The following is a 22,531-nucleotide window of genomic DNA, read 5'->3' as shown; positions in this document are numbered from 1 at the left end:
ATTCTCTCCTGCCGCGATCATGCGAGCCGGTCGGCCATCAGCTCGCCCGCCATGATCGTGGCGAGGTTCGTATTGGCGCGCGGCACGGACGGGAAGACCGAGGCGTCGACCACCCGCAGCCCGTCCACGCCCAGCACCCGGCACTCGCTGTCGACGACCGTCTCCGGGGCGTCGGAGGCGCCCATGCGGCAGGTGCTGGTGCCGTGTTGGGCGTCCAGGACCGTGGCCAGAAGGTGGTCGTCGAGCGCGGCGTCGCTGTCCAGCGCGGCGAAGAGCGCCGGGTTCTCCTTCTCGAGCGAGCCCTCGGTGATACGGGCCGTCTCGGGCCGCAGCGCGAGCTCCACCAGGGCCCGTACGCCCGCGCGCATCCGGGCCAGGTCGCGCGGGTCCGACAGCATCCGCTGGCGCACCACGGGGTCGGCCGCCGGGTCGGCGGAGGCGAGGGTCAGCTCGCCGCGGGAGTCGTTCTTGTTCAGCCACACCCCGTACGAGCCGGTGGGGAGGCCGGGGGTGGCGGCGGCCATGGCGAGGACGCTCTCGTTGAGGCCGACGAACATCATGTCGTTCTCGGGCGCGTCCGGGCCGCTGGTCCAGCGCACGCAGACGTTGGTGTGCCGGTCGTGCGGCGTCCGGCGGCGGGCGTGCTCCGCGAGCGGGATGGCGACGAGGGCCAGCGGATGGTCCTGCATGCCCTGCCCGACGGGGAGTTGGTGCCGTACGCCGATGCCGAGCTCCCGCAGCCGCGCCGCCGGGCCGATGCCGGAGCGCAGCAGGATCGCCGGCGAGTGGATGACGCCGGCGCTGAGCACGACAGTGCCGGCGCGCAGCTCTCCCCCGTCCGCCAGCCGCACCCCGACCGCCCGGTCCCCGTCGAAGAGCACCCGGTCCACCAGGGCATCGCCGCGTACGGTCAGCGTGCCGAGGTCGCGCGCCCGCTCCAGATAGGCGTCGTTGACCGATACCCGCCGCCCGTCGCGCGAGTTGATCGGGTACGGCGAAACCCCGCTCCCCCGCGGCGCGTTGACGTCCTCGGTCCAGCCGTGCCCGGCCGCGCGGGCGGCCTGCGCGAGGGCGGTGTCGACGGCGCCCCAGTCCGCCCGCGGCATCCGCCACACCGGCGTCGGCCCGCCGCGGCCGTGGTACGGCTCGTCGCCGAACTGCGCGTCGTCCTCCAGCTTCGCGAAGTACGGCAGCACGTCGTCGGGCGCCCAGCCGGGCAGCCCCCACTCCTCGAAGTCCGCCATCGGCGGCCGGATCGCGATCTGCCCGTTGATCGCCGAGCTGCCGCCCGCTCCCCGGCCGCGCCAGTAGAGACCCGGCTGCTGCCGGTCCGTACGCGCGGTGGCGAGCTCCGTCCACACCAGCCCCTCGGCTGCCTGCGGATCCAGCAGCGCCACCGCCGGATTGGGCGACCGCCACGCCTCATGCATCTCCGCGGACCGGTAGTCGGGCCCCGCCTCCACCAGCAGCACCCGCGCGCCCTTCTCGGCCGTACGAGCCGCCAGCGCCGCCCCCGCGGAGCCGGCCCCGACCACGATGATGTCCCACCCAGTGCTCGCCATATCCCATCCCTCCCGCCAGAGTTGCTACTGTCGACCCAGGCGAGAGTTCAGTCAAGACTGAACGTTCACTTTTTACCGACCACTTGGAGCCGCCCGTGCACGCGCTCGTCGATGAGTTCGGCATCCATATCGGCCGCGCGATGGGCTGGCCCCGGATGGCCGGACGGGCCGCGGGGCTGCTGATGCTGAGCGAGCAGCCGCTCACGCTGACCGAGTTGCAGGAGGCGCTCGGCGCGAGCAAGGGGTCCGTATCGGAGATGACGCGGCTGCTCATCGAGCAGGGCACCGTGGAGCGCTACAAGCCCGAGGGCCGGCGGCACTTCGTCTACCGCTGGCGCGAGGACGCCTGGGCCGGCTGCCTGCAGCACCTGGTCGCGGCCACGACGCAGCTGCGCGGCCTCGCCGAGCGGGCGGAGGCGCAGGACGCCGGACTGTCCGCGGTGCAGCGCCGGCGACTGCGGGAGATGCGCGAGTACTACCGCTTCATGGTGCGGCACCTGGAGGCGCTGCTCACGGAGTACGCGGACTCCCTTGGCACAGCTCCCGGCGCAGCGTCCGGTACGCCCAGTCCTCCCAGCGCTCGGGCGTCCAGCCCCGGTCCCGTACGAACAGCAGATACAGCTCGGGGCTGAGCACCCCGTAGAGGACGTCGGCCGCCTCCTCCGCCGCTACGTCCTCCCGGGCCCCTGGCTTGCCCGTGAGCGCCTCGGCGGCGGCCGTCTGGACCGTGTGCCGCGGATCGGCCTCCTGCGGCCACAGACCGGCGACCTCGGGATCCACGGCGGTGGCCGCCGCAAGCATCTGCGTGATGGGCGCGACCCGCTCCAGCACCTTCCGCGTGCCCGCCACGTGGGCACGCAGCTGCGCCTCCGCGGTGTCCTGCGCGAGGACGTCCCGGAACCACGGCCGGTCCATGGTGGCGACCGGCTCGTCATCCCCGGCGACGGTGACGTCGACCAACTCCTTCAGCAGGGCGCGCTTGTTGCCGAACGTGAAGTAGATCGTCTGCACCGCGACGCCCGCCCGCTCGGCGACGCCCTTGAGCGTCGTCGCCCCGTATCCGTCGGCGATGAACAACTCCCGTGCGGCGTCGAGCATCCGCCGCCGCGTCTCCCGCGCTTTTTCCGCTCGCTTGCTCTTGACGGCTGCCATGACTAGAGCTTAACTCTAATTACGAAGCTAGAGTCAAGCTCTAGAGAGGAACTCTAACCATGTCGTACATCCGGATCACCCGCTTCAGCGTCGACCCGAGCAAGGCGGACCTGGCCATCGAGCGCCGCGCCACCCTCATCAAGACGGTCCGCGCCGGCCACCCCGGCCTCATCGACGCCCGCCTGGTGCGCGTCGACGAGCGCTCTTACCTGGACATCTGGCGCTGGGAGTCCCAGGCGGCGCTGGACGCCGCCAGCGCGACCGTGCCGGGCTCGCCCGAGGCCGGAGCGGCGTTCTCCGTGGTGGAGAACCCGACGCTGGAGGCGCAGGGCGAGCTCGTGGACGAGTCCTGAGCAGGTACGCGGACAGCGCGAAGCCCCCGCCCTGAAGGGACGGGGGCTTCGCGCTGGGTCGGCTGGGGCTCAGCCCTGCCAGCTGTGCGGCGCACGGAAGCCGTGCTGCCGCTCCAGGCGGCGCCAGCGGGCGGCGCCGGCGTGGCGGCGCTGGGTCGGCACCGAAGACGGCTGCGCGGCAGCGCGAGCGAGCAGCACCGCGGTCAGCGCGGCGAGCTCCTCTTCGCTCGCCTCGCCCTTCTCGACCCGGACGAGGTTCTCGGCGTTCACTGTCTGCGTCTCCTTACTGGGGCGGGTTGCCGTGCTTGCGCTGCGGCAGCTCCGCGTGCTTGGTCTTGAGCATCGCGAGGGAGCGGATGAGCACCTCGCGGGTCTCGGCGGGGTCGATGACGTCGTCGACAAGGCCCCGCTCGGCCGCGTAATACGGGTGCATCAGCTCGGTCTTGTAGGCCTTGACCATCTCGGCGCGCTTGGCGTCCGAATCGTCGGCCTCGGCGATCTGCCTGCGGAAGATGACGTTGGCGGCACCCTCGGCGCCCATCACCGCGATCTCGTTCGTGGGCCAGGCGTAGGTCAGGTCGGCGCCGATGGACTGGGAGTCCATCACGATGTACGCGCCGCCGTAGGCCTTACGCAGGACGACCGAGATCCGCGGCACGGTGGCGTTGCAGTACGCGTACAGCAGCTTGGCCCCGTGCCGGATGATCCCGCCGTGCTCCTGGTCGACCCCCGGCAGAAAGCCCGGGACGTCCAGCAGCGTCAGGATCGGGATATTGAAAGCATCGCACATCTGGACGAATCGTGCAGCTTTTTCGCTCGCCTCGATGTCCAGCACGCCGGCCAGGGCCTGCGGCTGGTTGGCGATGATGCCCACGACCTGGCCGTCCATCCGGGCCAGGGTGCAGATGATGTTGGTAGCCCAGCGCTCGTGGACCTCGAGCACCTCGCCGTCGTCGACCAGCTCGGCGATCACGGCGTGCATGTCGTAGGGACGGTTGCCGTCGGCGGGCACCAGGTCGAGCAGCTCGTCGCTGCGCCGCTCGGCCGGGTCCTCGGACTCCACCACCGGGGGGTTCTCCCGGTTGTTCTGCGGGAGCAGGCTGAGCAGGTAGCGGACCTCTTCGAGACAGGTGATCTCGTCGTCGTACGCGAAGTGGCAGACGCCGCTCTTCTCGGCGTGCACATCCGCGCCGCCGAGCCCGTTCTGGGTGATCTCCTCGCCGGTGACGGCCTTGACCACGTCAGGCCCGGTGATGAACATCTGCGAGGTCTCGCGGACCATGAAGACGAAGTCGGTCAGCGCCGGCGAGTACGCCGCGCCGCCGGCGCACGGGCCGAGCATCACGCTGATCTGCGGGATGACGCCGGACGCCTTGGTGTTCCGCTGGAAGATCCCGCCGTAGCCGGCGAGGGCCGCGACGCCCTCCTGGATACGGGCCCCGGCGCCGTCGTTCAACGACACCAGCGGCGCCCCCGCCGCGATCGCCTTGTCCATCAGCTTGTGGATCTTGTTGGCGTGGGCCTCGCCCAGCGCGCCGCCGAAGATCCGGAAGTCGTGCGCGTAGACGAAGACCGTCCGGCCGTGGACGGTGCCCCAGCCGGTGATGACGCCGTCGGTGTAGGGCTTCTTGTTCTCGAGGCCGAAGCCGGTGGCGCGGTGCCGCCGCAGCGGCTCCATCTCACAGAACGACCCCTCGTCGAGGAGGAGGTCGATGCGCTCGCGGGCGGTCAGCTTGCCCTTGGCCTTCTGGGCCTGGGTGGCGCGCTCACTCGGACCGGCGTGCACCTGCTCCTTGATCTTGCGGAGCTCGGCGGCGCGCCCGCGGGCCTCGTTCGCCTCGACGGGCGCGTCATCCAGAGTGGTCATGTATCGACGGTACGGTGCCAGGTGCCCCGGAGCTTATGTCGATCCCCTACAAGGTCCGGCACGAAATCCTGCGCACGCGGCACTAAACCGTTGTGGGTGGGCCCCACAACGGCCAAACGCGAGCGCTGCGGCGCTGTGGAGCTCCGACAAAGACTCGGCAAAGGCCGGGGACGGCGGCACTACTCCTGCGACTCGACCCCGGCCCGCAGCAGCCCGTACGCATACGCGTCGTCCAGGGCCTGCCACGAGGCGGCGATGACGTTGTCCGCGACGCCGACGGTGGACCACTCCGACTTCCCGTCGCTCGTCGTCACGAGCACCCGCGTCGTGGATTCCGTGCCGTGCGTGCCCTCCAGGATGCGCACCTTGTAGTCGACCAGTTCGAACTCCGCCAGCTGCGGATAGATCTGCTCCAGCGCCACCCGCAGCGCCCGGTCCAGGGCGTGCACCGGGCCCTTGCCCTCCGCGGTGGCGACGATCCGCTCGCCCTTGGCCCACAGCTTCACCGTGGCCTCGTTGGCGTGGCTGCCGTCCGGGCGGTCCTCGACGATCGCGCGCCACGATTCGGTACGGAAATAGCGCACCGGCGCGCCGTCGGCCTCGGCCCGCAGCAGCAGTTCGAAGGAGGCGTCGGCGGCCTCGTACGAATAGCCCTTGAGCTCCTGCTCCTTCACCCGGTCGACGACCCGGCCGACCAGCGCGCGGTCGCCGCTGAGGTCGATGCCGAGCTCCCGGCCCTTCAGCTCCACCGAGGCCCGGCCCGCCATGTCGGAGACCAGCATCCGCATGGTGTTGCCGACCTCTTCCGGGTCGATGTGCTGGTACAGGTCCGGGTCCACCTTGATCGCGGAGGCGTGCAGGCCCGCCTTGTGGGCGAAGGCGGAGACGCCGACGTACGGCTGGTGGGTGGAGGGGGTGAGGTTCACGACCTCGGCGATGGCGTGCGAGATCCGGGTCATCTCCCGCAGCGCGCCGTCGGGGAGGACCTTCATGCCGCGCTTGAGCTCCAGCGCGGCGACCACCGGGAAGAGGTTGGCGTTGCCGACCCGCTCGCCGTAGCCGTTGGCGGTGCACTGCACATGGGTGGCGCCGGCGTCCACCGCGGCGAGGGTGTTGGCGACGGCGCAGCCGGTGTCGTCCTGGGCGTGCATGCCGAGCCGGGCGCCGGTCGCGGCCAGTACCTCGGCGACGACGTCGCGGACGCCGTCGGGCAGCATGCCGCCGTTGGTGTCGCACAGCACGACGACCTCGGCCCCTGCCTCGTGCGCCGCGCTCACGACCTGCTTCGCGTACGCCGCGTTGCCCTTGTACCCGTCGAAGAAGTGCTCGCAGTCGACGAAGACCCGGCGGCCCTGCTCGCGCAGGAAGGCCACGGTGTCCGCCACCATCGCGAGGTTCTCCTCGAGCGTGGTGCGCAACGCCAGCTCCACATGCCGGTCGTGCGACTTCGCGACCAGGCAGACCACCGGCGCCTTGGACTCCAGCAGGGCGAGGACCTGCGGGTCGTCCTCGGCCCGTACGCCCGCCTTGCGGGTGGAGCCGAAGGCGACCAGCTCGGCGTTGCGGAACGGGACCTCCTCGCGGGCGCGGCGGAAGAACTCCGTGTCCCGCGGCACCGCGCCGGGCCAGCCGCCCTCGATGAAGCCCACGCCGAAGTCGTCCAGGTGCCGGGCGATGGCGAGCTTGTCGGACACGGAGAGGTTGATGCCTTCGCGCTGGGCGCCGTCGCGCAGCGTGGTGTCGAAGACGTGGAAGCGATCTTCGGGCGTTTCCGTCATGGTCCTGGGAGTCCTCTCGCTCTGCCGGCCCTGGGCTGCATCTTCCAAGAAATGAAAAAACCCCTCGCGGATGCGAGAGGTCTGCGCGCGGGCCTGGGGAGAAGCGGTGTGTTCACCGCCGGCCGGCGCGCCTGCTCGTAATGATCACGTCGTACGAGGGCACGCACGCAGTCTTGCACAGGGTGCCGCCGTGGCCACCCCCTGTCTCAGAATGCGGTCTTGCGCACGCGGAATGTACATGCCAATCTCCCGGATGCATCGTTCCGTTCATTGGCCTGGGCCAAAGGAGACCCCCACGATGAGACGCACTCTGTGCGCACGAATAGGCCTGCCCGCACTGCTCGTTGCGGCACTGATCGGCGGCATCACCTCCGCCGCCGCGCAGGACGAGCCCTCCCCCGCCACCTCCGCCGGCGACCTCCGGCTCGCGGGACAGCTGAAGCAGGACCTCGGCGCCGCCAGCCCCGGCGCCTATCTCGACGCCGACGGCGGCCTCGTCGTCACCGTCACGACGGACGCCGCCGCCGAGAAGGCCGAGGCGGCAGGCGCCAAGGCCGAGCGCGTCCAGCGCAGCGCGGCCCAGCTCAAGACCGCCATGGACACCCTGAGCGCCAAGGCGGCCATCCCCGGCACCACGTGGGGCGTGAACCCGCGGACGAACCAGGTCGCGGCCACGTACGACAGCACGGTCTCGAAGCGCGAGCTGGCCCGCCTGAAGAAGGTCGCCGCCGGCCTCGACGGCGCCGTCAAGCTCTCCCGCGCGCCCGGCAAGCTGACCCGCGAGGTCAACGGCGGCGACGCGATCTACGGCGGCGGCTACCGCTGCTCGGCGGCGTTCAACGTCGCCAAGGGGACCGCCCGCTACTTCCTGACCGCGGGCCACTGCACCGAGTCCGGCGCCACCTGGTCGGCCACCTCCGGCGGCGCCACCATCGGCACCCGCGAGGGGACCAGCTTCCCGACGAATGACTACGGGCTGGTCAAGTACGCCAGCACGTCCGGGACGCCCGGGACGGTCAATCTCTACAACGGCTCCTCGCAGGACATCACCGGCTCCGCGAACGCGGTGGTCGGCCAGTCCCTGAAGAAGAGCGGCTCCACGACCAAGGTCACCAGCGGCAAGGTCGAGGCGGTCAATGTCACCGCGAACTACGGCGGCGGCGACATCGTCAGCGGCCTCGTCCGTACGACCGCCTGCTCGGCCGGCGGCGACAGCGGCGGCGCGCACTTCGCCGGCGCGACGGCGCTGGGCATCCACTCCGGCAGCTCCGGCTGCTCGGGTACGGCGGGCACGGCGCTGCACCAGCCGGTGAAGGAGGCGCTGAGCGCGTACGGGGTGAACGTCTACTAAGAGAAAGCCGGGGTCTGGGGGCTTCTTCGGCCCCCAGACCCCTCAGCTCAGCTCAGCTCAGCTTCCCAGCGGGTGCATCCACCCGTGCGGGTCCGGCGCCTGGCCGGTCTGGATGTCGACCAGGGCCTTGCGCATCTGGGCCGTGATCGGGCCCATCTCGCCGCCCGCCACCGTCCACTCCGCGTCGGCGGTCTTGGCGTGACCCACCGGAGTGATGACGGCGGCCGTGCCGCAGCCGAACACCTCGGTGATCGAGCCGTCGGCGCAGCCCTCCTGCCACTCCTCCTTGGAGATGCGGGTCTCGGTCACCTTGTAGCCGAGGTCCTGGGCGATGCTCAGGAGCGAGTCGCGGGTGATGCCGGGCAGCAGCGTGCCGGTCAGGGCCGGCGTGATGATCTCCGCGTCCGGCCCGGTGCCGCGCACGAAGTACAGGTTGTTGCTGCCCATCTCCTCGATCCAGCGGCGCTCGGTCGGGTCGAGCCAGACCACCTGGTCGCAGCCCTTCTCGACGGCCTGCTGGGTGGCGAGCATGGCGCCGGCGTAGTTGCCGGAGCACTTGGCCTCGCCGGTGCCGCCGGGGGCGGCCCGCACGTAGTCCTCGGAGAGCCAGACGGTGACCGGCTTGACGCCGCCCTTGAAGTACGCGCCGGCGGGCGAGGCGAGCACCATGAACAGGTACTCCTTGGCGGGCGAGTTCACGCCGAGGCCGACCTCGGTGGCGAACATGAACGGGCGCAGGTAGAGCGACTCCTCACCGGCCTGCGGCACCCAGTCGATGTCCTGCTTCACGAGCGCGTCGACCGCCGCGATGAACGTCTCCTCCGGCAGCTCCGGCATCGCCATCCGGCGCGCGGACCGGTTCAGCCGGGCGGCGTTCGCGTCCGGGCGGAAGGAGGCGACGGACCCGTCCGGCTGCCGGTAGGCCTTCAGGCCCTCGAAGATCGACTGGCCGTAGTGCAGCACCATGGCCGCGGGATCCATGGTCAGCGGGGCGTACGGCGAGAGCTGCGCGTCGTGCCAGCCGCGGCCCTCGGAGTACTTGATCGTGACCATGTTGTCCGTGAAGTACCGGCCGAACCCCGGATTGGCCAGGATCTTCTCCCGCTCCGCCGCGGACAGCGGGTGCGCGGAGGGCTTGAGCTCGATCGGGATCTGCTGAGTCATGAGTGCGTGTCCTTCACCGTTTCCGTATGTCGGCGGACCGCGCCCATGTACGTACGGGGGTACTAGGACGTCCGAGCTTTCCCTCGTGCAGCGGCCCCACGACCGATTATCTACGGGGTGGGGGCTGCAGCGAAACGGGGGCGAGCGCGGCCCGATGGTCATCGTCGCACTGACTGCCGGGTAAGGCAGCAGTCAGGTCAGCTCGAGCGGTGCGTGCGCTGACCGGCCGGGCGGCTGATTTCTGAAGCGAGTGCCCCGGCGGTCAGCCGGCTACTCGGGCGGCGATCGCGTCGCCGATCTCGCTGGTGGTACGCGGCGAGCCGTCGCGGGCGGTGACGTCCGCGGTGACGGCCTCCTCGATCCGGGCGGCCTCGGCGGTGAAGCCGAGGTGCTCCAGCAGCAGGGCGACCGAGCGGATGGTGGCGGCCGGGTCGGCCTTGCCGGTGCCGGCGATGTCCGGCGCGGAGCCGTGCACCGGCTCGAACATCGACGGGAAGTCGCGGGTCGGGTTCACATTGCCCGAGGCGGCCAGGCCGATGCCGCCGGAGACGGCCGCGGCGAGGTCGGTGATGATGTCGCCGAAGAGGTTGTCGGTGACGATCACGTCGAACCGGGCCGGGTCGTTGACCATGTAGATGGTGGCCGCGTCGACGTGCATGTAGTCGGTGGTCACCTCCGGGTACTCCTTGCCCACCCGGTCGAAGGTGTCCTTCCACAGCTTGCCGGCGAAGACCAGCACATTGGTCTTGTGGACCAGCGTGAGCTTCTTCCGCGGCCGGGCCTTGGCGCGCTCGTACGCGTCCCTGACCACCCGCTCGACGCCGTATGCCGTGTTCACGCTGACCTCGGTGGCCACCTCGGCCGGGGTGCCGGTGCGGAGGCTGCCGCCGTTGCCCGTGTACGGGCCCTCGGTGCCCTCGCGGACCACGACGAAGTCGATCGACGGGTCACCGGCCAGCGGAGTGGCGGTGTTCGGCAGCAGCCGCGACGGGCGCAGGTTCACGTAGTGGTCGAAGAGGAAGCGCAGCTTCAGCAGCAGCCCGCGCTCCAGCACGCCCGAGGGCACGGACGGGTCGCCGATGGCGCCGAGCAGGATCGCGTCGTGCGTCTTGAGCGCCGCGGTGTCCTCGTCGGTGAGCAGGTCACCGGTGGCGTGCCAGCGCTTGGCGCCGAGATCGTATTCCTTGGTCTCCAGCTTCGCGTCCTGCGGAAGGACCGCGGTCAGGACCTTGAGGCCCTGGGCCACGACCTCCGGGCCGATACCGTCACCGGGAATCACTGCGAGGCTGATGCTTCGAGACATGGTGGAAACCCTACGCTGCCGTCTTGATTGCTGACACCGTCGTCCAGCATGTGGACCTGAGGTTGCAGTTCACCCACCGTATTCCGGCAGGCCTACCGCGGTACCCCGGGCATGGGAAAGAGTCGCGGAATGGCTGACGTACCAGGGATCGGCATCCCGGCCCAGCTCGCCGAGCGCATGAGCATGGCCGAACAGCACGAGTACGTGCGCCGCGCGCTGTCCCGGCGCCGCGTGATCGGCTCCGCGGGCGGACTCGCCGCGGGCGGGCTGCTGGCGGCATGCTCGGACGACGGCGGCAAGCCCACCGACACACCCTCCCCCGCCACGGGAGACACGACCGGCTCCGCGACCGCCCCCTTCGGCCGCCACCTGGCGCTCGGCACGGACCCGCGCACCCAGATGCGGATCAGCTGGCAGGTCCCGAACGCGGTCAAGAAGCCCTTCGTCCGCTACGGCACCGAGCCCGGCGAACTGACCGAGCGGGCGGCCGCGGAGCTGCGCCCGCTGAAGACCCCGTCCCTGGGCCCGAAGCTCCCGGGCATCGAGCAGTACTACGTCCACGCCGCGCTGAACGACCTCGACCCCGGCACGACGTACCACTACGCGCTGGGCCATGAGGGCTACGACGACGGCAAGGCCTCGGCGTCCTTCCGGACGGCTCCCGCCATGGCCCGCGCCTTCACCTTCACCGCCTTCGGCGACCAGGGCATCACCCGCGCCGCCCGCACCATGGGCAAGCTGATCGGCGACCGCGACCCCGCCTTCCACCTGCACGCGGGCGACATCTGCTACGCGGAGGAGACCGGGCACGGCCGCGAGGACGACTCGAAGTACGACGCCCGGGTCTGGGACGCCTTCCTGAAGCAGATCGACCCGGTGGCGGCGAAGGTCCCGTGGATGATCGCGACCGGCAACCACGACATGGAGGCGTACTACTCGCCCGACGGCTACGGCGGCCAGTTCGCCCGCTGGTCCTTCCCGGCGCGGCAGACGTACTACTCCTTCGTCTACGGCAACGTCGCCGTCGTATCGCTCGACGCCAACGACGTCTCGTACGAGATCCCGGCGAATCTCGGCTATACGGACGGCAAGCAGACCCGCTGGCTGGACGAGACGCTGGGCCGGCTGCGCGCGGACTCCGGCGTGGACTTCATCGTGGTCTTCTTCCACCACTGCGCCTACTCGTCCAGCACCCACGCCTCGGACGGCGGCGTCCGCTCGCAATGGGTTCCGCTCTTCGACAAGCACCGGGTGGACCTGGTCATCAACGGCCACAACCACGTCTACGAGCGCACCGACGCGATCCGCTCCGACGCGCTGCAGCGCCCGCTCCCGGTCGGCGGCTCGGCGGAGCCGGCCAGGGACGGCACGGTGTACGTGACGGCGGGCGGCGGCGGCCGCGAGCTCTTCGACTTCTCGGCCCCGGACTCGTACGCGGGCCACCAGGAGCACCGCGACTCCGTCCGCACCTTCACCTGGCGCCGGGGGCGCGAGAAGGACCGCGCGGAGGTCGAGTGGTCGCGGGTGCGCTACACGGGCTACTCGTTCCTGACCGTGGAGGCCGTCCCGGGTGCGCGCCCGCGCCTGAAGTGCTCGGCGCATTCGGACGGCGGAATGAAGATCGACAGCTTCGAGTTGGTAGGTGCATGACCGAGATCCGTACCCCCCGCCTGATCCTGCGCCGCTGGTCGGACGACGACCTCGCGCCCATGGCCGACATCAACGCGGACCCGGCGGTCATGCGGTGGATCCGTGACGGTTCGGTGCGCGACCTCGAGGAGACCGCGGCGGACATCGAGCGGTGGGAGGACGAGTGGGACGACGAGGGCTTCGGCCTGTTCGCCGTCGAGCTGCTCGCCTCCGGTGAACTGGCGGGTTTCACCGGCCTGTCGGTGCCGGAGTTCCTCCCGGAGGTGCTGCCCGCCGTGGAGATCGGCTGGCGGCTCGGCCGCCCTTTCTGGGGCCAGGGCTACGCCTCCGAAGCCGCCCAGGCGACGCTGGAGTTCGCCCTCCAGGACCGCGGCCTCGACCGGGTCGTCAGCATCGCCCGCACCGGCAACACCGCCTCCGAGAACGTGATGCGCAAGCTGGGCATGACCCTGGAGCGCGAGACGACCCATCCGGTGTACGGGCATCCGCTGCGCGTGCATGAGATCGATCTGACCGAGTACGCGGGGTAGCTCTCACCGCCCCCGCGCCCGCTCCGCGTGCACGCGCACCTTCGTGCGATTGCCGCAGCGGGCCATCGAGCACCACCGCCGGTTGCCCGCCGGCGAGCGGTCCACGTAGCGCAGCCCGCACGTGCCGGAGCCGCAGATCCGCACCCGGCGGGCCTCGGCCGCCAGCATCAGCTCGACCGCGTCCTGGGCGATCAGCCCGAGCGCCCCGGCGACGTCGTCGGCCGTACGCGGCGGCGCCGAGGCGACCAGCCGACCCTCGTCCACGACGGCCTGCACCGCGGGGCGCGGGGCGTCCGCGGCAGCCTCGTTGACGAGCGCGAGGTCGGCAGCTGCCGGCAACTCACCGCCGGCCACGGCCCGTACGCAGCGATCGATCGTCTCGCGCAGCCGCCGCACGCGGGCGAGATCCGCCTCGCCAGCGCCTTCCGCGATCAGCCCGCCCTCGTGCAGCCACCGCTCCAGATCCGCCGGCTCCGCCAGCGTCTCCCGGGGCTCCTGCTTGCGGTCCCGCAGCGTGTTGACGAAGTCCAGACAGACCCGTCCCCCGTCCCAGATCCACTCCATGACTGCTAGCGTACGTGCTAACCGTCTAAGGAGGTTAATCATGGACACAGGTGTTGCCACGGTCGGCGACGGCATACGCATGCACTACGTGCGGGCCGGCGAGGGCCCGCTCATCGTGCTGCTGCACGGCTGGCCGCAGACCAGCCACTGCTGGCGCAAGGTGATCCCGGAGCTGGCCCGTACGCACACGGTCGTCGCCCCGGACCTGCGCGGATACGGGCTCACGGACAAGCCGGCGGCGGGCTACGCCAAGCGGCGGATGGCCGCCGACGTATCGGAGCTGATCCGTGCCCTCGGCTTCGAGCGGGCGGCGGCGGTGGTCGGCCACGACCGCGGCGGGCGGGTCGCGCACCGGTGGGCGCTGGACCGGCCGGAGGAGATCGAGCGGCTCATGGTCCTCGACATCATCCCGACGCGGGAGATGTTCGCGCGCATGGACGGCCCGCTGGCCGCCTCGCACTGGCACTGGCTCTTTCACGTGCAGCCGGATCTGCCGGAGCGGCTGGTGGGCCGGGACGTGCGCGGGTATCTGGAGTACTTCTACGAGCGCTGGACGTACGACCGGCACGGCCTGGAGCCGTCGGCGGTGGACGCGTATGTGCGCGCCTTCTCACGCCCGGGCGCGGTGCGGGCGGGCTTCGACGACTACCGGGCGGTCGACGAGGATCTGGCGCACGACGAGGCCGACTTCACCGCCGGGCGGCGGCTGGAGATGCCGCTGCTCGCGCTCTGGGGCTCGACCGGGCTGCCGGCCCAGCTGCCCGCACTGGACATCTGGCAGACGTACGCGAAGGACGTACGCGGCGCGCAGCTCCAGGACTGCGGGCACTTCATCGCGGAGGAACGGCCGCAGGCGCTGCTGGAGCACCTGCGGGGGTTCGTCGGCTGATCAGTGACCCGTGATGCCGCCGTTGTCGCGGCGGTCGAAGGAGCGCTGGAGGGCGGCCGCGGCGTTCTTGCGGGCGTTCTCGCGCTCGGCCGCTGCGGCGGCGCGGGAGGCGTGGCGGACGCGGCGGGTGGTGGTGCTGGGAGCCATAGCAGTCTCCTCGGATGGTGCACAAGGATGGAGGGGTCGCCGGCTCGATGGCGGGAGACGTGCGCCGCAGGGGTGGCTGCGTAGGAGCGCGGGCCTCTACCGCCGTTCGCTGATGAGCGAGACGTTCGGCTACTCATAAAAGTAGGACGTCCAAGCGTTATTGTCTCGCCAAATACTCGGGCTTCCTACTATCTGAGACGACGGCCCGGGCCTCTCAGGGCTTTTCCCAGGTCAGCGTGTATCGGCGCAATATGTGACGTCGGTAACGGAACCCCGGCAGCAGCCGCCCCGCGGCCGCCCGCACCTCCCCGTAGCTCATCCGCGCATCGGCTACGGGCATCCCCACCGGGCCGCGCGCCCGCCGCACCAGCTTCACGATCCGTACGATCGGCGCCCCCGCCACCCGCACCGTCCAGTCCGCCACCGTCGCGTCCCGCGCCAGCCCGACCACCACCAGCCGCCCGCCCGGCCGCAGCAGCTCGCGCATGCGGAGCAGCGCGGCCTCGAAGTCCATGTGGTGGATCACGGTGACGGAGCAGATGAAGTCGTAGCCGGCGGAGGGCAGTTCGGCCGTCAGGAAGTCGCCCTCGGCCAGAGTGACCCCGTCGAGACCCGCCGTCCGCAGCCTCGCCTGCGAGATCATCTCCGGGTCCGCGTCCATCCCGGTGACCCGCTTCGACCGCCCCGCCAGCTTCGCCACCAGCAGCCCGTCCCCGCACCCCACGTCCAGCGCATCGCCGCAGTCGTCCGGTACGGCACGCAGGATCTCGCGATGGCGGGCGACATTGGTGTTCCAGTACGGGTCGGCCATCGGGTCACCGTAGTGCCGCCGGCGGCCCGCCGGACATGGAAGCGCCCCCGGCCGCCAGGGGAAAGCGGCCGGGGGCGAGTCTCAGGTGCGGGCGGTCAGCCCATGTGCGGGTAGCGGTAGTCCGTCGGGGCGACCATCGTCTCCTTGATGGCGCGCGGCGAGGACCAGCGCAGCAGGTTGAACTTCGAGCCCGCCTTGTCGTTGGTGCCCGAGGCGCGGGCGCCGCCGAAGGGCTGCTGGCCGACGATCGAGCCGGTGGGGCGGTCGTTGATGTAGAAGTTGCCGGCCGCGAAGCGGAGCTTCTCGCCCGCCTCCTTGATCACCTGGACGTCCTTCGCCAGGACGGCGCCGGTCAGGGCGTACGCCGAGGCCGACTCCATCTGGTCGAGCATCGCGTCCCAGTCGGCGTCCTCGTAGACGTGGACGGCCATGATCGGGCCGAAGTACTCCTCCTTGAAGACCTCGTTCTCGGGGTCGGAGCACTCGATGACGGTCGGGCGGACGAAGTAGCCGACCGAGTCGTCGTACGTGCCGCCGGCCACGATCTCGCAGCTCGGGTCGGCCTTGGCGCGGTCGATCGCGGCCTTGTTCTTGGCGAAGGCGCGGTCGTCGATGACGGCGCCGATGAAGTTCGACAGGTCCGCCACGTCGCCCATCGCCAGGCCGTCGGCCTCCTCGGCGAGGGCGGTCTTCAGGCCGCCGTCCCAGATGGAGCGCGGGATGTACGCGCGGGAGGCCGCGGAGCACTTCTGGCCCTGGTACTCGAAGGCGCCGCGGGTGATCGCGGTCTTCAGGATCGCCGGGTCGGCGGTCGGGTGGGCGACGATGAAGTCCTTGCCGCCGGTCTCGCCGACGATGCGCGGGTACGCCTTGTAGCCGCTGATGTTCTTGCCGACCTCGCCCCACAGCATCTGGAAGGTCTTGGTCGAGCCGGTGAAGTGCACGCCGGCCAGGTCCGGGTGCGGCAGCGCGACCTCGGAGACCTCGCGGCCGCTGCCGGTGACGAGGTTGATGACGCCCTTGGGCATCCCCGCCTCCTCCAGCAGCTGCATCAGCAGCACCGCGGAGTGGGTCTGGGTCTCGGACGGCTTCCAGACGACCACGTTGCCCATCAGGGCGGGGGCGGTCGGCAGGTTGCCGGCGATGGCGGTGAAGTTGAACGGGGTGATCGCGTAGACGAAGCCCTCCAGCGGGCGGTGGTCCATGCGGTTCCACACGCCGTGCGGCTGGATCAGCGGCTGCTCGTTCATGATCTCGCGGGCGAAGTGCACGTTGAAGCGCCAGAAGTCCACGAGCTCGCACGGGGCGTCGATCTCCGCCTGCTGGGCGGTCTTCGACTGGCCGAGCATCGTCGAGGCGGCGATGGTCTCGCGCCACGGCCCTGCGAGCAGCTCGGCGGCCTTGAGGATGATCGCGGCGCGGTCGTCGAAGGACATCGCGCGCCAGGCCGGGGCGGCGGCGAGGGCGGCGTCGATCGCGTCCTGGGCGTCCTGCCGGTTGGCGTCGGCGTACGTACCGAGGACGGCCTTGTGGTTGTGCGGCTGCACGACGTCGTGGCGGGCGCCGCCGCCCATCCGCTTCTCGCCGTTGATGGTCATCGGGAGCTCGACCGGGTTCTCCGAGAGCTCCTTGAGCTTGGCCTCAAGACGGGCGCGCTCCGGGCTGCCGGGCGCGTAGGAGTGCACCGGCTCGTTGTACGGGGCGGGGACCTGGGTCACAGCGTCCATCGGGGGTCTCCTCTAAGGGTTGGAGGGGTCGTTCAGCCGCGGGAAGCGAGCGAGCGGAGGAAGAAGGCGAGGTTCGCCGGGCGCTCCGCGAGGCGCCGCATGAAGTATCCGTACCAGTCCGTGCCGTAAGGGATGTACGTACGCACCCGGTGTCCCTCGGATACGAGCCGCTCCTGCTCCTGCTCGCGGATGCCGAAGAGCATCTGGAACTCGTACTCGTCCTGCTTGCGCCCGAAGCGGCGGGCGAGGTCCTGGGTGATGGCGACCATGCGCGGGTCGTGGGAGCCGACCATCGGGTAGCCGTCCCCCGCCATCAGGATCTTCAGGCAGCGGACGTACGCGCGGTCGACTTCCTTCTTGTCCTGGAAGGCGACGGTGGCGGGCTCCTTGTACGCGCCCTTCACCAGCCGCACCCGGGAGCCTGCCCCGGCGAGCCGGTGGCAGTCGTCCTCGGTGCGGAAGAGGTACGACTGGACGACGGCGCCGGTCTGCGGGAAGCGCTCGCGCAGGGTGTCCAGGATGGCGAGGGTGGAGTCGACCGTGGTGTGGTCCTCCATGTCCAGGGTGACCGTGGTGTTCGCCTCGGCCGCGGCCTCGACCACCGGGGTGATGTTGGCGAGCGCGAGGTCGTGGCCGCCCGGCAGCGCCTGGCCGAAGGCGGAGAGCTTGACCGACATCTCGGCGCGTACGCCCAGGCCCTCACCCTTCAGCGCCTCGGCGAGGTAGAGGTAGGCGTCGCGGTTGCGCGTCGCCTCGGCCGGGTCGGTGATGTCCTCGCCGAGGTAGTCGAGGGTGACCTCCATGCCGCGGGCGTCGAGGCTCCGGATGGTCTCCAGCGCGTCGTCCAGCTGCTCACCGGCGACGAATCGGTCCACCACCGGGCGGGTGACCGGGGCTGCCGAGACAAGCTTGCGGATCTGTTCGCTGCGCGCGGCGGCGAGGAGCACGGGACCCAGCACGGGGCACCTCCAGCTGTACGAGGGGTGACGTTCGAGGCGCGGCGGCAGGTGCCGCGGGCCGCGCATGTCGGCCCACCGTGAAATCTAAGGATCGCTCCGATCCTGGGCTATCGACACCTGTCACGCATCCGGGAGCGGCGCTTCATACATATGTATGAGAGAGTTCCCGCATGCGCGGCGACTATCAGTATTTGGTGGACGAAATCTCCGCGGCGCTGCAGTCGCCGGCGACGCTGGAGGACCGGGATTTCGGCCTGATCGCCTTCGGCGTGCACGAGGCCGAGGACGACTCCGCGGCGATGGACCCGGTCCGTACGAAATCGATCCTCACCCGGCGCTCGACGGCGGCGGTGAAGGCGTGGTTCGAGGCGTACGGGATCGCGCGGGCGCGGGGGCCGGTGCGGATCGCGCCCGACCCGTCGGCCGGGGTGCTGCGGGGTCGGATCTGCTTGCCGGCGCGGCACGCGGGGGTGGTGCAGGGCTATGTGTGGCTGCTGGACGACGGGCATCTGGCGGAGGTGTCGCTGGGGGACGCTCCCGGCACGGAGCCGGATCCGCGGATCGTGCGAGCGATGGAGACCGCGGACCGGATCGGCGCGCTGCTGGCGGCGGAGGCACGGTCGGGGGCGGAAGCCGGGGCGCTGCTGCGCGAGCTGATCAGCGGGCCGGTGGGCGGGCGGGACGCGGCGGGGACGTCGCTGGCGACGATGCTGGGGGCCTCCGGCGAGGGGCCGTTGGCGATGGTGGCGGTGCTGCCGTGGGAGACGGACGAGGCCGGGCCGTCGCTTCCGGGGGCGCCTGGGGTGGCGGCGCTGTGCGATGTCCGCGTGGCGGCGGGGGGCGGGCGAGCGCTCGCCGCACTGGTGCGCTTGCGCGGGGGCGCGCTGGATCCCGCCCGGGAGGCGGCGCGGCGGTTGCTGGAGTCGCCGCGGGCGGCGCGGCCGGAGGGCGGCGCGGCCGGCGGCCCGCCCGGCGGTGCGACGGGAGCCGCCCCGCGGGCGGCCCGATCGGTCGTGGGCTCGGCTGGGCAGGCGCCCGGGGGCTCGGCGACGCGGTCTGACGGAGGCTCGACTCGAGCGTCAGCGGCATCAGCCCGGTCAGACGCGGGCTCGGCGCGCTCAGGCGCGGGCTCGGCGCGCTCAGGCGCGGGCTCGGCGCGGGCGTCAGCGGCCTCAGCACGGTCAGGCGCGGGCACAGCGCGCTCGGGCTCGGCGCAGTCGGGCGCGGGCTCAGCACGGTCGGGCCCGGGCCCCGCCGCCGCCCCGCCTCCGCTCGGAGCCGGAGTCAGCGCCCCGCGCCAAGGCACCAGCGACCTCGCCGCGGCCTGGCGCGAAGCGTATTGCGCGGCGCGGGCCGCTCGGGCTGATGAGCGGCTCGGGCCGGTTGTCGAGTGGGGGGACGCCGGGGCGTATCGGCTGCTGACCTGGTTGCCTGCCGGTACGCCGACCGACCCCGCGGTGCGGAAGCTGCTCCTGCCCGCGCACGCCGAACTCGCCCGTACCGCCGAGATCTTCCTCGACCACGCGGGCCAGGCGGGCCGGACCGCCACCGCGCTCGGCATCCACCGGCAGACGCTCTACTACCGGCTCTCCCGCGTCGAGGAGTTCACCGGGCTCGACCTCGACGACGGCGAGCACCGCCTCCTGCTGCACATGGCCCTCAAGGCCGCCCGGCTCTGAAGGCCGTACTCACACGCACCCCTCCGGCAGCCGCGCCCCCGCGGCACACACGGACCGGATCGCCGCCGCGAGCGAGTGGGCGTCGAAGAGCGCCGAGTGCTCCGCGCCCCCGGCCGTCGGCCTCGGCAGGCCGAGGGCCTCCCACAGGCGGCCGGAGTTCGCCCGCGCCGTGGCCGGGGCGAGCGTGTTCAGCCACGGCCGGATGTTCAGGAAATGCGCGGCGAGATAGCTGCTCTTGACGTCCTCGCCGCGCGCCCGCGCCCAGCCCACGTTCTCGCCGATGACGACCATGTCGTTGCCGTAGGACAGCACGGCCTGGCCCTCGCAGAAGCGCAGGAAGTCGCTCAGCGCCTCGGCCGGGGGCAGGCCTTCACGGTCGACGTCCTGCTGCCCGATGCCGGTGAGTTCGGTGAAGTACGGCGAGAGCCGCGGGTTCGCCACCGGCTTGACCAGCGCCTCGTACTCCTCGACGACCGAGAGGTCGTCCCGCAGCCGCACGGCCCCGATCTGCACGATCTCGCGGAGCTGTCCCGGCTCCGACCAGTCGCCCTCGTGCGCGCCGGGCCAGGTGGTGAACTCGAGATCGAAAGCTACAAAGGTGGGCAAGGCGCTCCCCGTCTCCCTACGTACGTCGTTCAGCGCAGGGGGGTCAGCCTGCCTCAGGCGGCACCGGTCCGGCGAATCGCTTCACCCGTCGGCAGCCTGCCGGTCAGCCACCCGCCATCCGGCGCAGGCTCGCCTCGATCTGGGCGCCCGAGGGGGTCGCGTCCGGGGAGATGAGGTGCTGGGTCCAGATGCCGACGAACAGGGCGCTGTACAGCCAGCCGTCCGTGCCCGCCCGGGCCTTGTCGACCTGGTCCTCGGGGACCCCCTCGAAGAGGGTGACCATGCCTTCCCAGCCCTGCGGCATGACCTCGACGAAGAAGTCCTTCAGCTTGCTGTTGTGCTCCAGCTGCCCGAGGACCTCGAGCTGGGCGAGCCAGAAGCCGCGATTGGCGTCGACGCCCTTGATCATCGCGTCCCACACCTTGGCCCGGTCCGTATCACCGCGCACCTCGGCCGCGACCCGCACACCCCAGTCGTCGATGAGCGCCAGGAACGCGGCGCGCATCAACTCGTCCTTGCCACCGTAGTGATAGCCGATCGAGGCCAGATTCGCCCCGGACGCGGCGACGATGTCACGCGCCGTGGTGCGCGCCCAGCCTTTCTCCAGCAGACAGGCCTTCGCGCCTTCCAGGAGGTCCTCACGGTGTCCCATGGCCGCCACGATACCTGACGGCCGTCTCACACGCCCGTACAAGACAAACGTCTAGCCGTCCTGCCGGCTGAACTCCCAGAACCGCGGCACCGTCGAGGTGTCCACGCTCCACTCGGACCCGAAGATGTTCTCCCGGGCCACCGTGTACTGCCGCCCCTGCCACAGCGGCAGCACCGGCAGATCGCGCGCCACCAGGCTCTGGATCTTCTTGTACGGGCCGACGGTCCGCGCCCGGTCCGCCTCGGCGTTGGTGGCGGGCAGCAGGTCGTTGTTGATCGGGCCGGAGTTGTAGCCGTTGTTGACGATGTTCTCCTTGGCGAAGAACGGGGCCACGAAGATGTCCGGGTCCGGGTAGTCCGCCAGCCAGCCGCGGACGAAGAAGCCGAACTTCCCCTCCTGGATGCCCTTGTTGTACTCGTCGACCGGCAGGCTCTTGACATCCGCGTCGAAGAGCCCGCTCTCGTTGAGCTGGCGGGCGATCTCCTTGAAGGCGGGGACGGTGGCGGGGCCGAAGCGGTTCGGGGTGACCCAGAGGGTGGTCTTCACCTTCTTGGTGATGCCGTCGGCGCGCAGCGCGGCGGCCGCCTTGTCGGGGTCGGGGCGGTCGCCGTAGTCGTTGAAGTACGGCGTGGTGTGGCCGGTGATGCCGGTCGGGATCACCGAGTACAGCGGCTCGACGGTGCGCTGGTAGACGCGGCGGATCAGGGCGTTGCGGTCGACGAGGTAGGCCATCGCGCGGCGGACGGAGAGCTTGCCGGCGACCGGGTCGTTCATGTTGAAGATCAGGTGCATCACCTCGGCGCTGGCGCCGTTGGAGACCTTCACGCCGTCGCCCTCGCCCGCGAGCGTCGCGGTCTCCAGCTCGCGGATGTCGTTGACGGCGAGGCCGCGGTAGGCGAGGTCGACCTCGCCGGCCTGCAGCGCCTTCTTCAGCTTGGTCGGCTCGCCGGTGAAGAACTCGACGGTCATGGCGGAGTTCTTGACCTCCGCGCTGCCCTTGTACGCCTCGTGGCTGGTCAGCACCGCCCGCTTCTTCTCCTCGTACTCGTCGAGCTGGTAGACCCCGGAGCCGAAGATCTTGTGGTCCTTGCGGAGCTTGTCCGCCGGGTATTCGCGGTGGTCGACGATGACGGCGGCGTTGGAGGCGATCTTCGCCGGGAAGGTGGCGTCGGGCGCCTTCAGCCGGAAGATGACCGTACGGGCGTCCGGGGTCTGGATCTTCTTGATCGACGCGAGCAGATAGGCGGGGCCGTTGGGGCTGTTGATCCGCAGCGTCCGGTTGAAGGAGTGCGCCACGTCCTTCGAGGTGAGGCTGTTGCCGTTGCTGAACTTCAGGCCGGAGCGCAGCTTGCAGCGGTAGACCGTGCTCTCGGTGTCCTCGAAGCCGCACTCCTGCGCGGCCTCGGGGCCCGGCTCGGTGGCGCCGTGCTGGTAACTCATCAGCGTCTGGAAGGTGTTGTTGAAGATCATCCAGGACCCGACGTTGTAGCCGCCCGCCGGATCGAGGGAGCCGACCTCGTCGGTCGTCCCCATCACGATGCTCTCGTCCTCACCGCCGCCGTCGGCCCCGATCAGCAGCCACCCGGCGAGTATCGCGCCGATGACCCCTACCCCGAGAACGCCCGCAAGCAGTCCTTTGCCCAACCGAAAACTCGCCACGCTTTACGCTCCCGCTGTACCGCCGCGTATCAATTTTCACCGCCCCCGGTTGGCGGTCACAGTACGGGCGCCCTGGGCGGGCGGGACAGCCGCTGGGACGGTTCGTTCTCTCCCCGTGATCATTCACC

At 70.9% G+C, this 22,531-nt stretch carries 21 protein-coding genes and 1 pseudogene; 7 read left to right on the top strand and 15 right to left on the bottom strand.

Annotated features, from left to right (window positions below; genetic code table 11):
• Positions 1-17 precede the first annotated feature (17 nt).
• Complete coding sequence (locus G5C51_RS19610) at positions 18-1,562, bottom strand: GMC family oxidoreductase (RefSeq protein ID WP_165239145.1); 1,545 nt, start codon at positions 1,560-1,562, stop codon at positions 18-20.
• 140 nt (positions 1,563-1,702) lie between these two features.
• Here G5C51_RS19610 and G5C51_RS43790 point away from each other — a divergent pair.
• Positions 1,703-1,846: pseudogene (locus tag G5C51_RS43790) on the top strand (helix-turn-helix domain-containing protein); the annotation flags it as partial.
• Positions 1,847-2,072: 226 nt separating this feature from the next.
• Here the strand turns inward: G5C51_RS43790 and G5C51_RS19600 are convergent.
• The gene (locus G5C51_RS19600; RefSeq protein ID WP_206314063.1) at positions 2,073-2,714 is read right to left on the bottom strand and encodes a TetR/AcrR family transcriptional regulator; all 642 of its coding nucleotides are present in this window, start codon (positions 2,712-2,714) and stop codon (positions 2,073-2,075) included.
• A 59-nt stretch (positions 2,715-2,773) separates the two neighbouring features.
• Here G5C51_RS19600 and G5C51_RS19595 point away from each other — a divergent pair, with 59 nt between their 5' ends.
• Complete coding sequence (locus G5C51_RS19595; RefSeq protein WP_165239143.1) at positions 2,774-3,067, top strand: antibiotic biosynthesis monooxygenase; 294 nt, start codon at positions 2,774-2,776, stop codon at positions 3,065-3,067.
• A 69-nt stretch (positions 3,068-3,136) separates the two neighbouring features.
• On the opposite strand, the gene G5C51_RS43110 is transcribed toward G5C51_RS19595, so the two are convergent.
• The 3 genes from G5C51_RS43110 to cimA all read right to left on the bottom strand — a co-directional run bounded on the left by G5C51_RS43110 (position 3,137) and on the right by cimA (position 6,712).
• Positions 3,137-3,337: an acyl-CoA carboxylase epsilon subunit gene (locus G5C51_RS43110; protein ID WP_165239141.1), complete on the bottom strand. Its 201-nt coding sequence runs from the start codon at positions 3,335-3,337 to the stop codon at positions 3,137-3,139.
• 13 nt (positions 3,338-3,350) lie between these two features.
• Complete coding sequence (locus tag G5C51_RS19585; RefSeq protein ID WP_165239139.1) at positions 3,351-4,934, bottom strand: acyl-CoA carboxylase subunit beta; 1,584 nt, start codon at positions 4,932-4,934, stop codon at positions 3,351-3,353.
• A gap of 179 nt (positions 4,935-5,113) precedes the next feature.
• Entirely contained in the window at positions 5,114-6,712 is a 1,599-nt protein-coding gene (gene cimA / locus G5C51_RS19580) for a citramalate synthase (RefSeq protein WP_165239137.1), read from the bottom strand.
• A gap of 298 nt (positions 6,713-7,010) precedes the next feature.
• Between cimA and G5C51_RS19575 the strand changes: the two genes are divergently transcribed.
• On the top strand, positions 7,011-8,063 hold the full coding sequence (locus G5C51_RS19575; RefSeq protein ID WP_165239135.1) for a S1 family peptidase: 1,053 nt from the start codon (positions 7,011-7,013) through the stop codon (positions 8,061-8,063).
• 57 nt (positions 8,064-8,120) lie between these two features.
• Here the strand turns inward: G5C51_RS19575 and G5C51_RS19570 are convergent, their stop codons facing one another.
• Together G5C51_RS19570 and G5C51_RS19565 are read right to left on the bottom strand one after the other, a co-directional pair.
• Positions 8,121-9,227: a branched-chain amino acid aminotransferase gene (locus tag G5C51_RS19570; RefSeq protein WP_165239133.1), complete on the bottom strand. Its 1,107-nt coding sequence runs from the start codon at positions 9,225-9,227 to the stop codon at positions 8,121-8,123.
• A 262-nt stretch (positions 9,228-9,489) separates the two neighbouring features.
• Positions 9,490-10,530 (bottom strand): 3-isopropylmalate dehydrogenase, encoded by a 1,041-nt coding sequence (locus G5C51_RS19565; protein WP_165239131.1) that lies wholly within the window; start codon positions 10,528-10,530, stop codon positions 9,490-9,492.
• A gap of 129 nt (positions 10,531-10,659) precedes the next feature.
• Between G5C51_RS19565 and G5C51_RS19560 the strand changes: the two genes are divergently transcribed.
• Positions 10,660-12,180 (top strand): purple acid phosphatase family protein, encoded by a 1,521-nt coding sequence (locus G5C51_RS19560; protein ID WP_165239129.1) that lies wholly within the window; start codon positions 10,660-10,662, stop codon positions 12,178-12,180.
• Positions 12,177-12,710: a GNAT family N-acetyltransferase gene (locus G5C51_RS19555; RefSeq protein WP_165239127.1), complete on the top strand. Its 534-nt coding sequence runs from the start codon at positions 12,177-12,179 to the stop codon at positions 12,708-12,710. The genes G5C51_RS19560 and G5C51_RS19555 overlap by 4 nt, the downstream gene beginning before the upstream one ends.
• Positions 12,711-12,713: 3 nt before the next feature.
• Here the strand turns inward: G5C51_RS19555 and G5C51_RS19550 are convergent, their stop codons facing one another.
• Positions 12,714-13,274: a CGNR zinc finger domain-containing protein gene (locus G5C51_RS19550; RefSeq protein WP_165239125.1), complete on the bottom strand. Its 561-nt coding sequence runs from the start codon at positions 13,272-13,274 to the stop codon at positions 12,714-12,716.
• Between the two features lie 40 nt (positions 13,275-13,314).
• Here G5C51_RS19550 and G5C51_RS19545 point away from each other — a divergent pair, with 40 nt between their 5' ends.
• On the top strand, positions 13,315-14,163 hold the full coding sequence (locus tag G5C51_RS19545) for an alpha/beta fold hydrolase (RefSeq protein WP_165239123.1): 849 nt from the start codon (positions 13,315-13,317) through the stop codon (positions 14,161-14,163).
• Here G5C51_RS19545 and G5C51_RS19540 read toward each other — a convergent pair whose 3' ends face one another.
• From G5C51_RS19540 to G5C51_RS19525, 4 genes are all read right to left on the bottom strand, one after another.
• Positions 14,164-14,310 carry a hypothetical protein gene (locus G5C51_RS19540; RefSeq protein WP_165239121.1) on the bottom strand — a complete coding sequence of 49 codons (147 nt, stop codon included), beginning with the start codon at positions 14,308-14,310 and terminating at the stop codon, positions 14,164-14,166. It abuts the gene before it with no gap.
• Positions 14,311-14,524: 214 nt separating this feature from the next.
• Positions 14,525-15,121, bottom strand: a complete 597-nt coding sequence (locus G5C51_RS19535; RefSeq protein WP_165239119.1) for a class I SAM-dependent methyltransferase — start codon at positions 15,119-15,121, stop codon at positions 14,525-14,527.
• A gap of 95 nt (positions 15,122-15,216) precedes the next feature.
• Positions 15,217-16,848, bottom strand: coding sequence for an L-glutamate gamma-semialdehyde dehydrogenase (pruA, locus tag G5C51_RS19530; protein WP_165239117.1), 1,632 nt, complete (start codon positions 16,846-16,848; stop codon positions 15,217-15,219).
• A gap of 32 nt (positions 16,849-16,880) precedes the next feature.
• Positions 16,881-17,807, bottom strand: coding sequence for a proline dehydrogenase family protein (locus tag G5C51_RS19525; protein ID WP_165239115.1), 927 nt, complete (start codon positions 17,805-17,807; stop codon positions 16,881-16,883).
• Between the two features lie 170 nt (positions 17,808-17,977).
• Here G5C51_RS19525 and G5C51_RS19520 point away from each other — a divergent pair, with 170 nt between their 5' ends.
• Entirely contained in the window at positions 17,978-19,486 is a 1,509-nt protein-coding gene (locus G5C51_RS19520) for a PucR family transcriptional regulator (RefSeq protein WP_165239113.1), read from the top strand.
• A gap of 9 nt (positions 19,487-19,495) precedes the next feature.
• Here the strand turns inward: G5C51_RS19520 and G5C51_RS19515 are convergent, their stop codons facing one another.
• The 3 genes from G5C51_RS19515 to G5C51_RS19505 all read right to left on the bottom strand — a co-directional run bounded on the left by G5C51_RS19515 (position 19,496) and on the right by G5C51_RS19505 (position 22,403).
• Positions 19,496-20,092: a 3'-5' exonuclease gene (locus G5C51_RS19515; RefSeq protein ID WP_165239111.1), complete on the bottom strand. Its 597-nt coding sequence runs from the start codon at positions 20,090-20,092 to the stop codon at positions 19,496-19,498.
• A gap of 103 nt (positions 20,093-20,195) precedes the next feature.
• Complete coding sequence (locus G5C51_RS19510) at positions 20,196-20,744, bottom strand: TetR/AcrR family transcriptional regulator (protein WP_165239109.1); 549 nt, start codon at positions 20,742-20,744, stop codon at positions 20,196-20,198.
• A gap of 51 nt (positions 20,745-20,795) precedes the next feature.
• The gene (locus tag G5C51_RS19505; protein ID WP_338118223.1) at positions 20,796-22,403 is read right to left on the bottom strand and encodes an ABC transporter substrate-binding protein; all 1,608 of its coding nucleotides are present in this window, start codon (positions 22,401-22,403) and stop codon (positions 20,796-20,798) included.
• Positions 22,404-22,531: the final 128 nt, after the last annotated feature.

The sequence above is a fragment of the Streptomyces coryli genome (genome assembly GCF_011044975.1).
Taxonomy (GTDB): Bacteria; Actinomycetota; Actinomycetes; order Streptomycetales; family Streptomycetaceae; genus Streptomyces; species Streptomyces coryli.
Note: the sequence above shows the minus strand (reverse complement) of the source record. Positions and strands in the feature narration are given on the sequence as shown.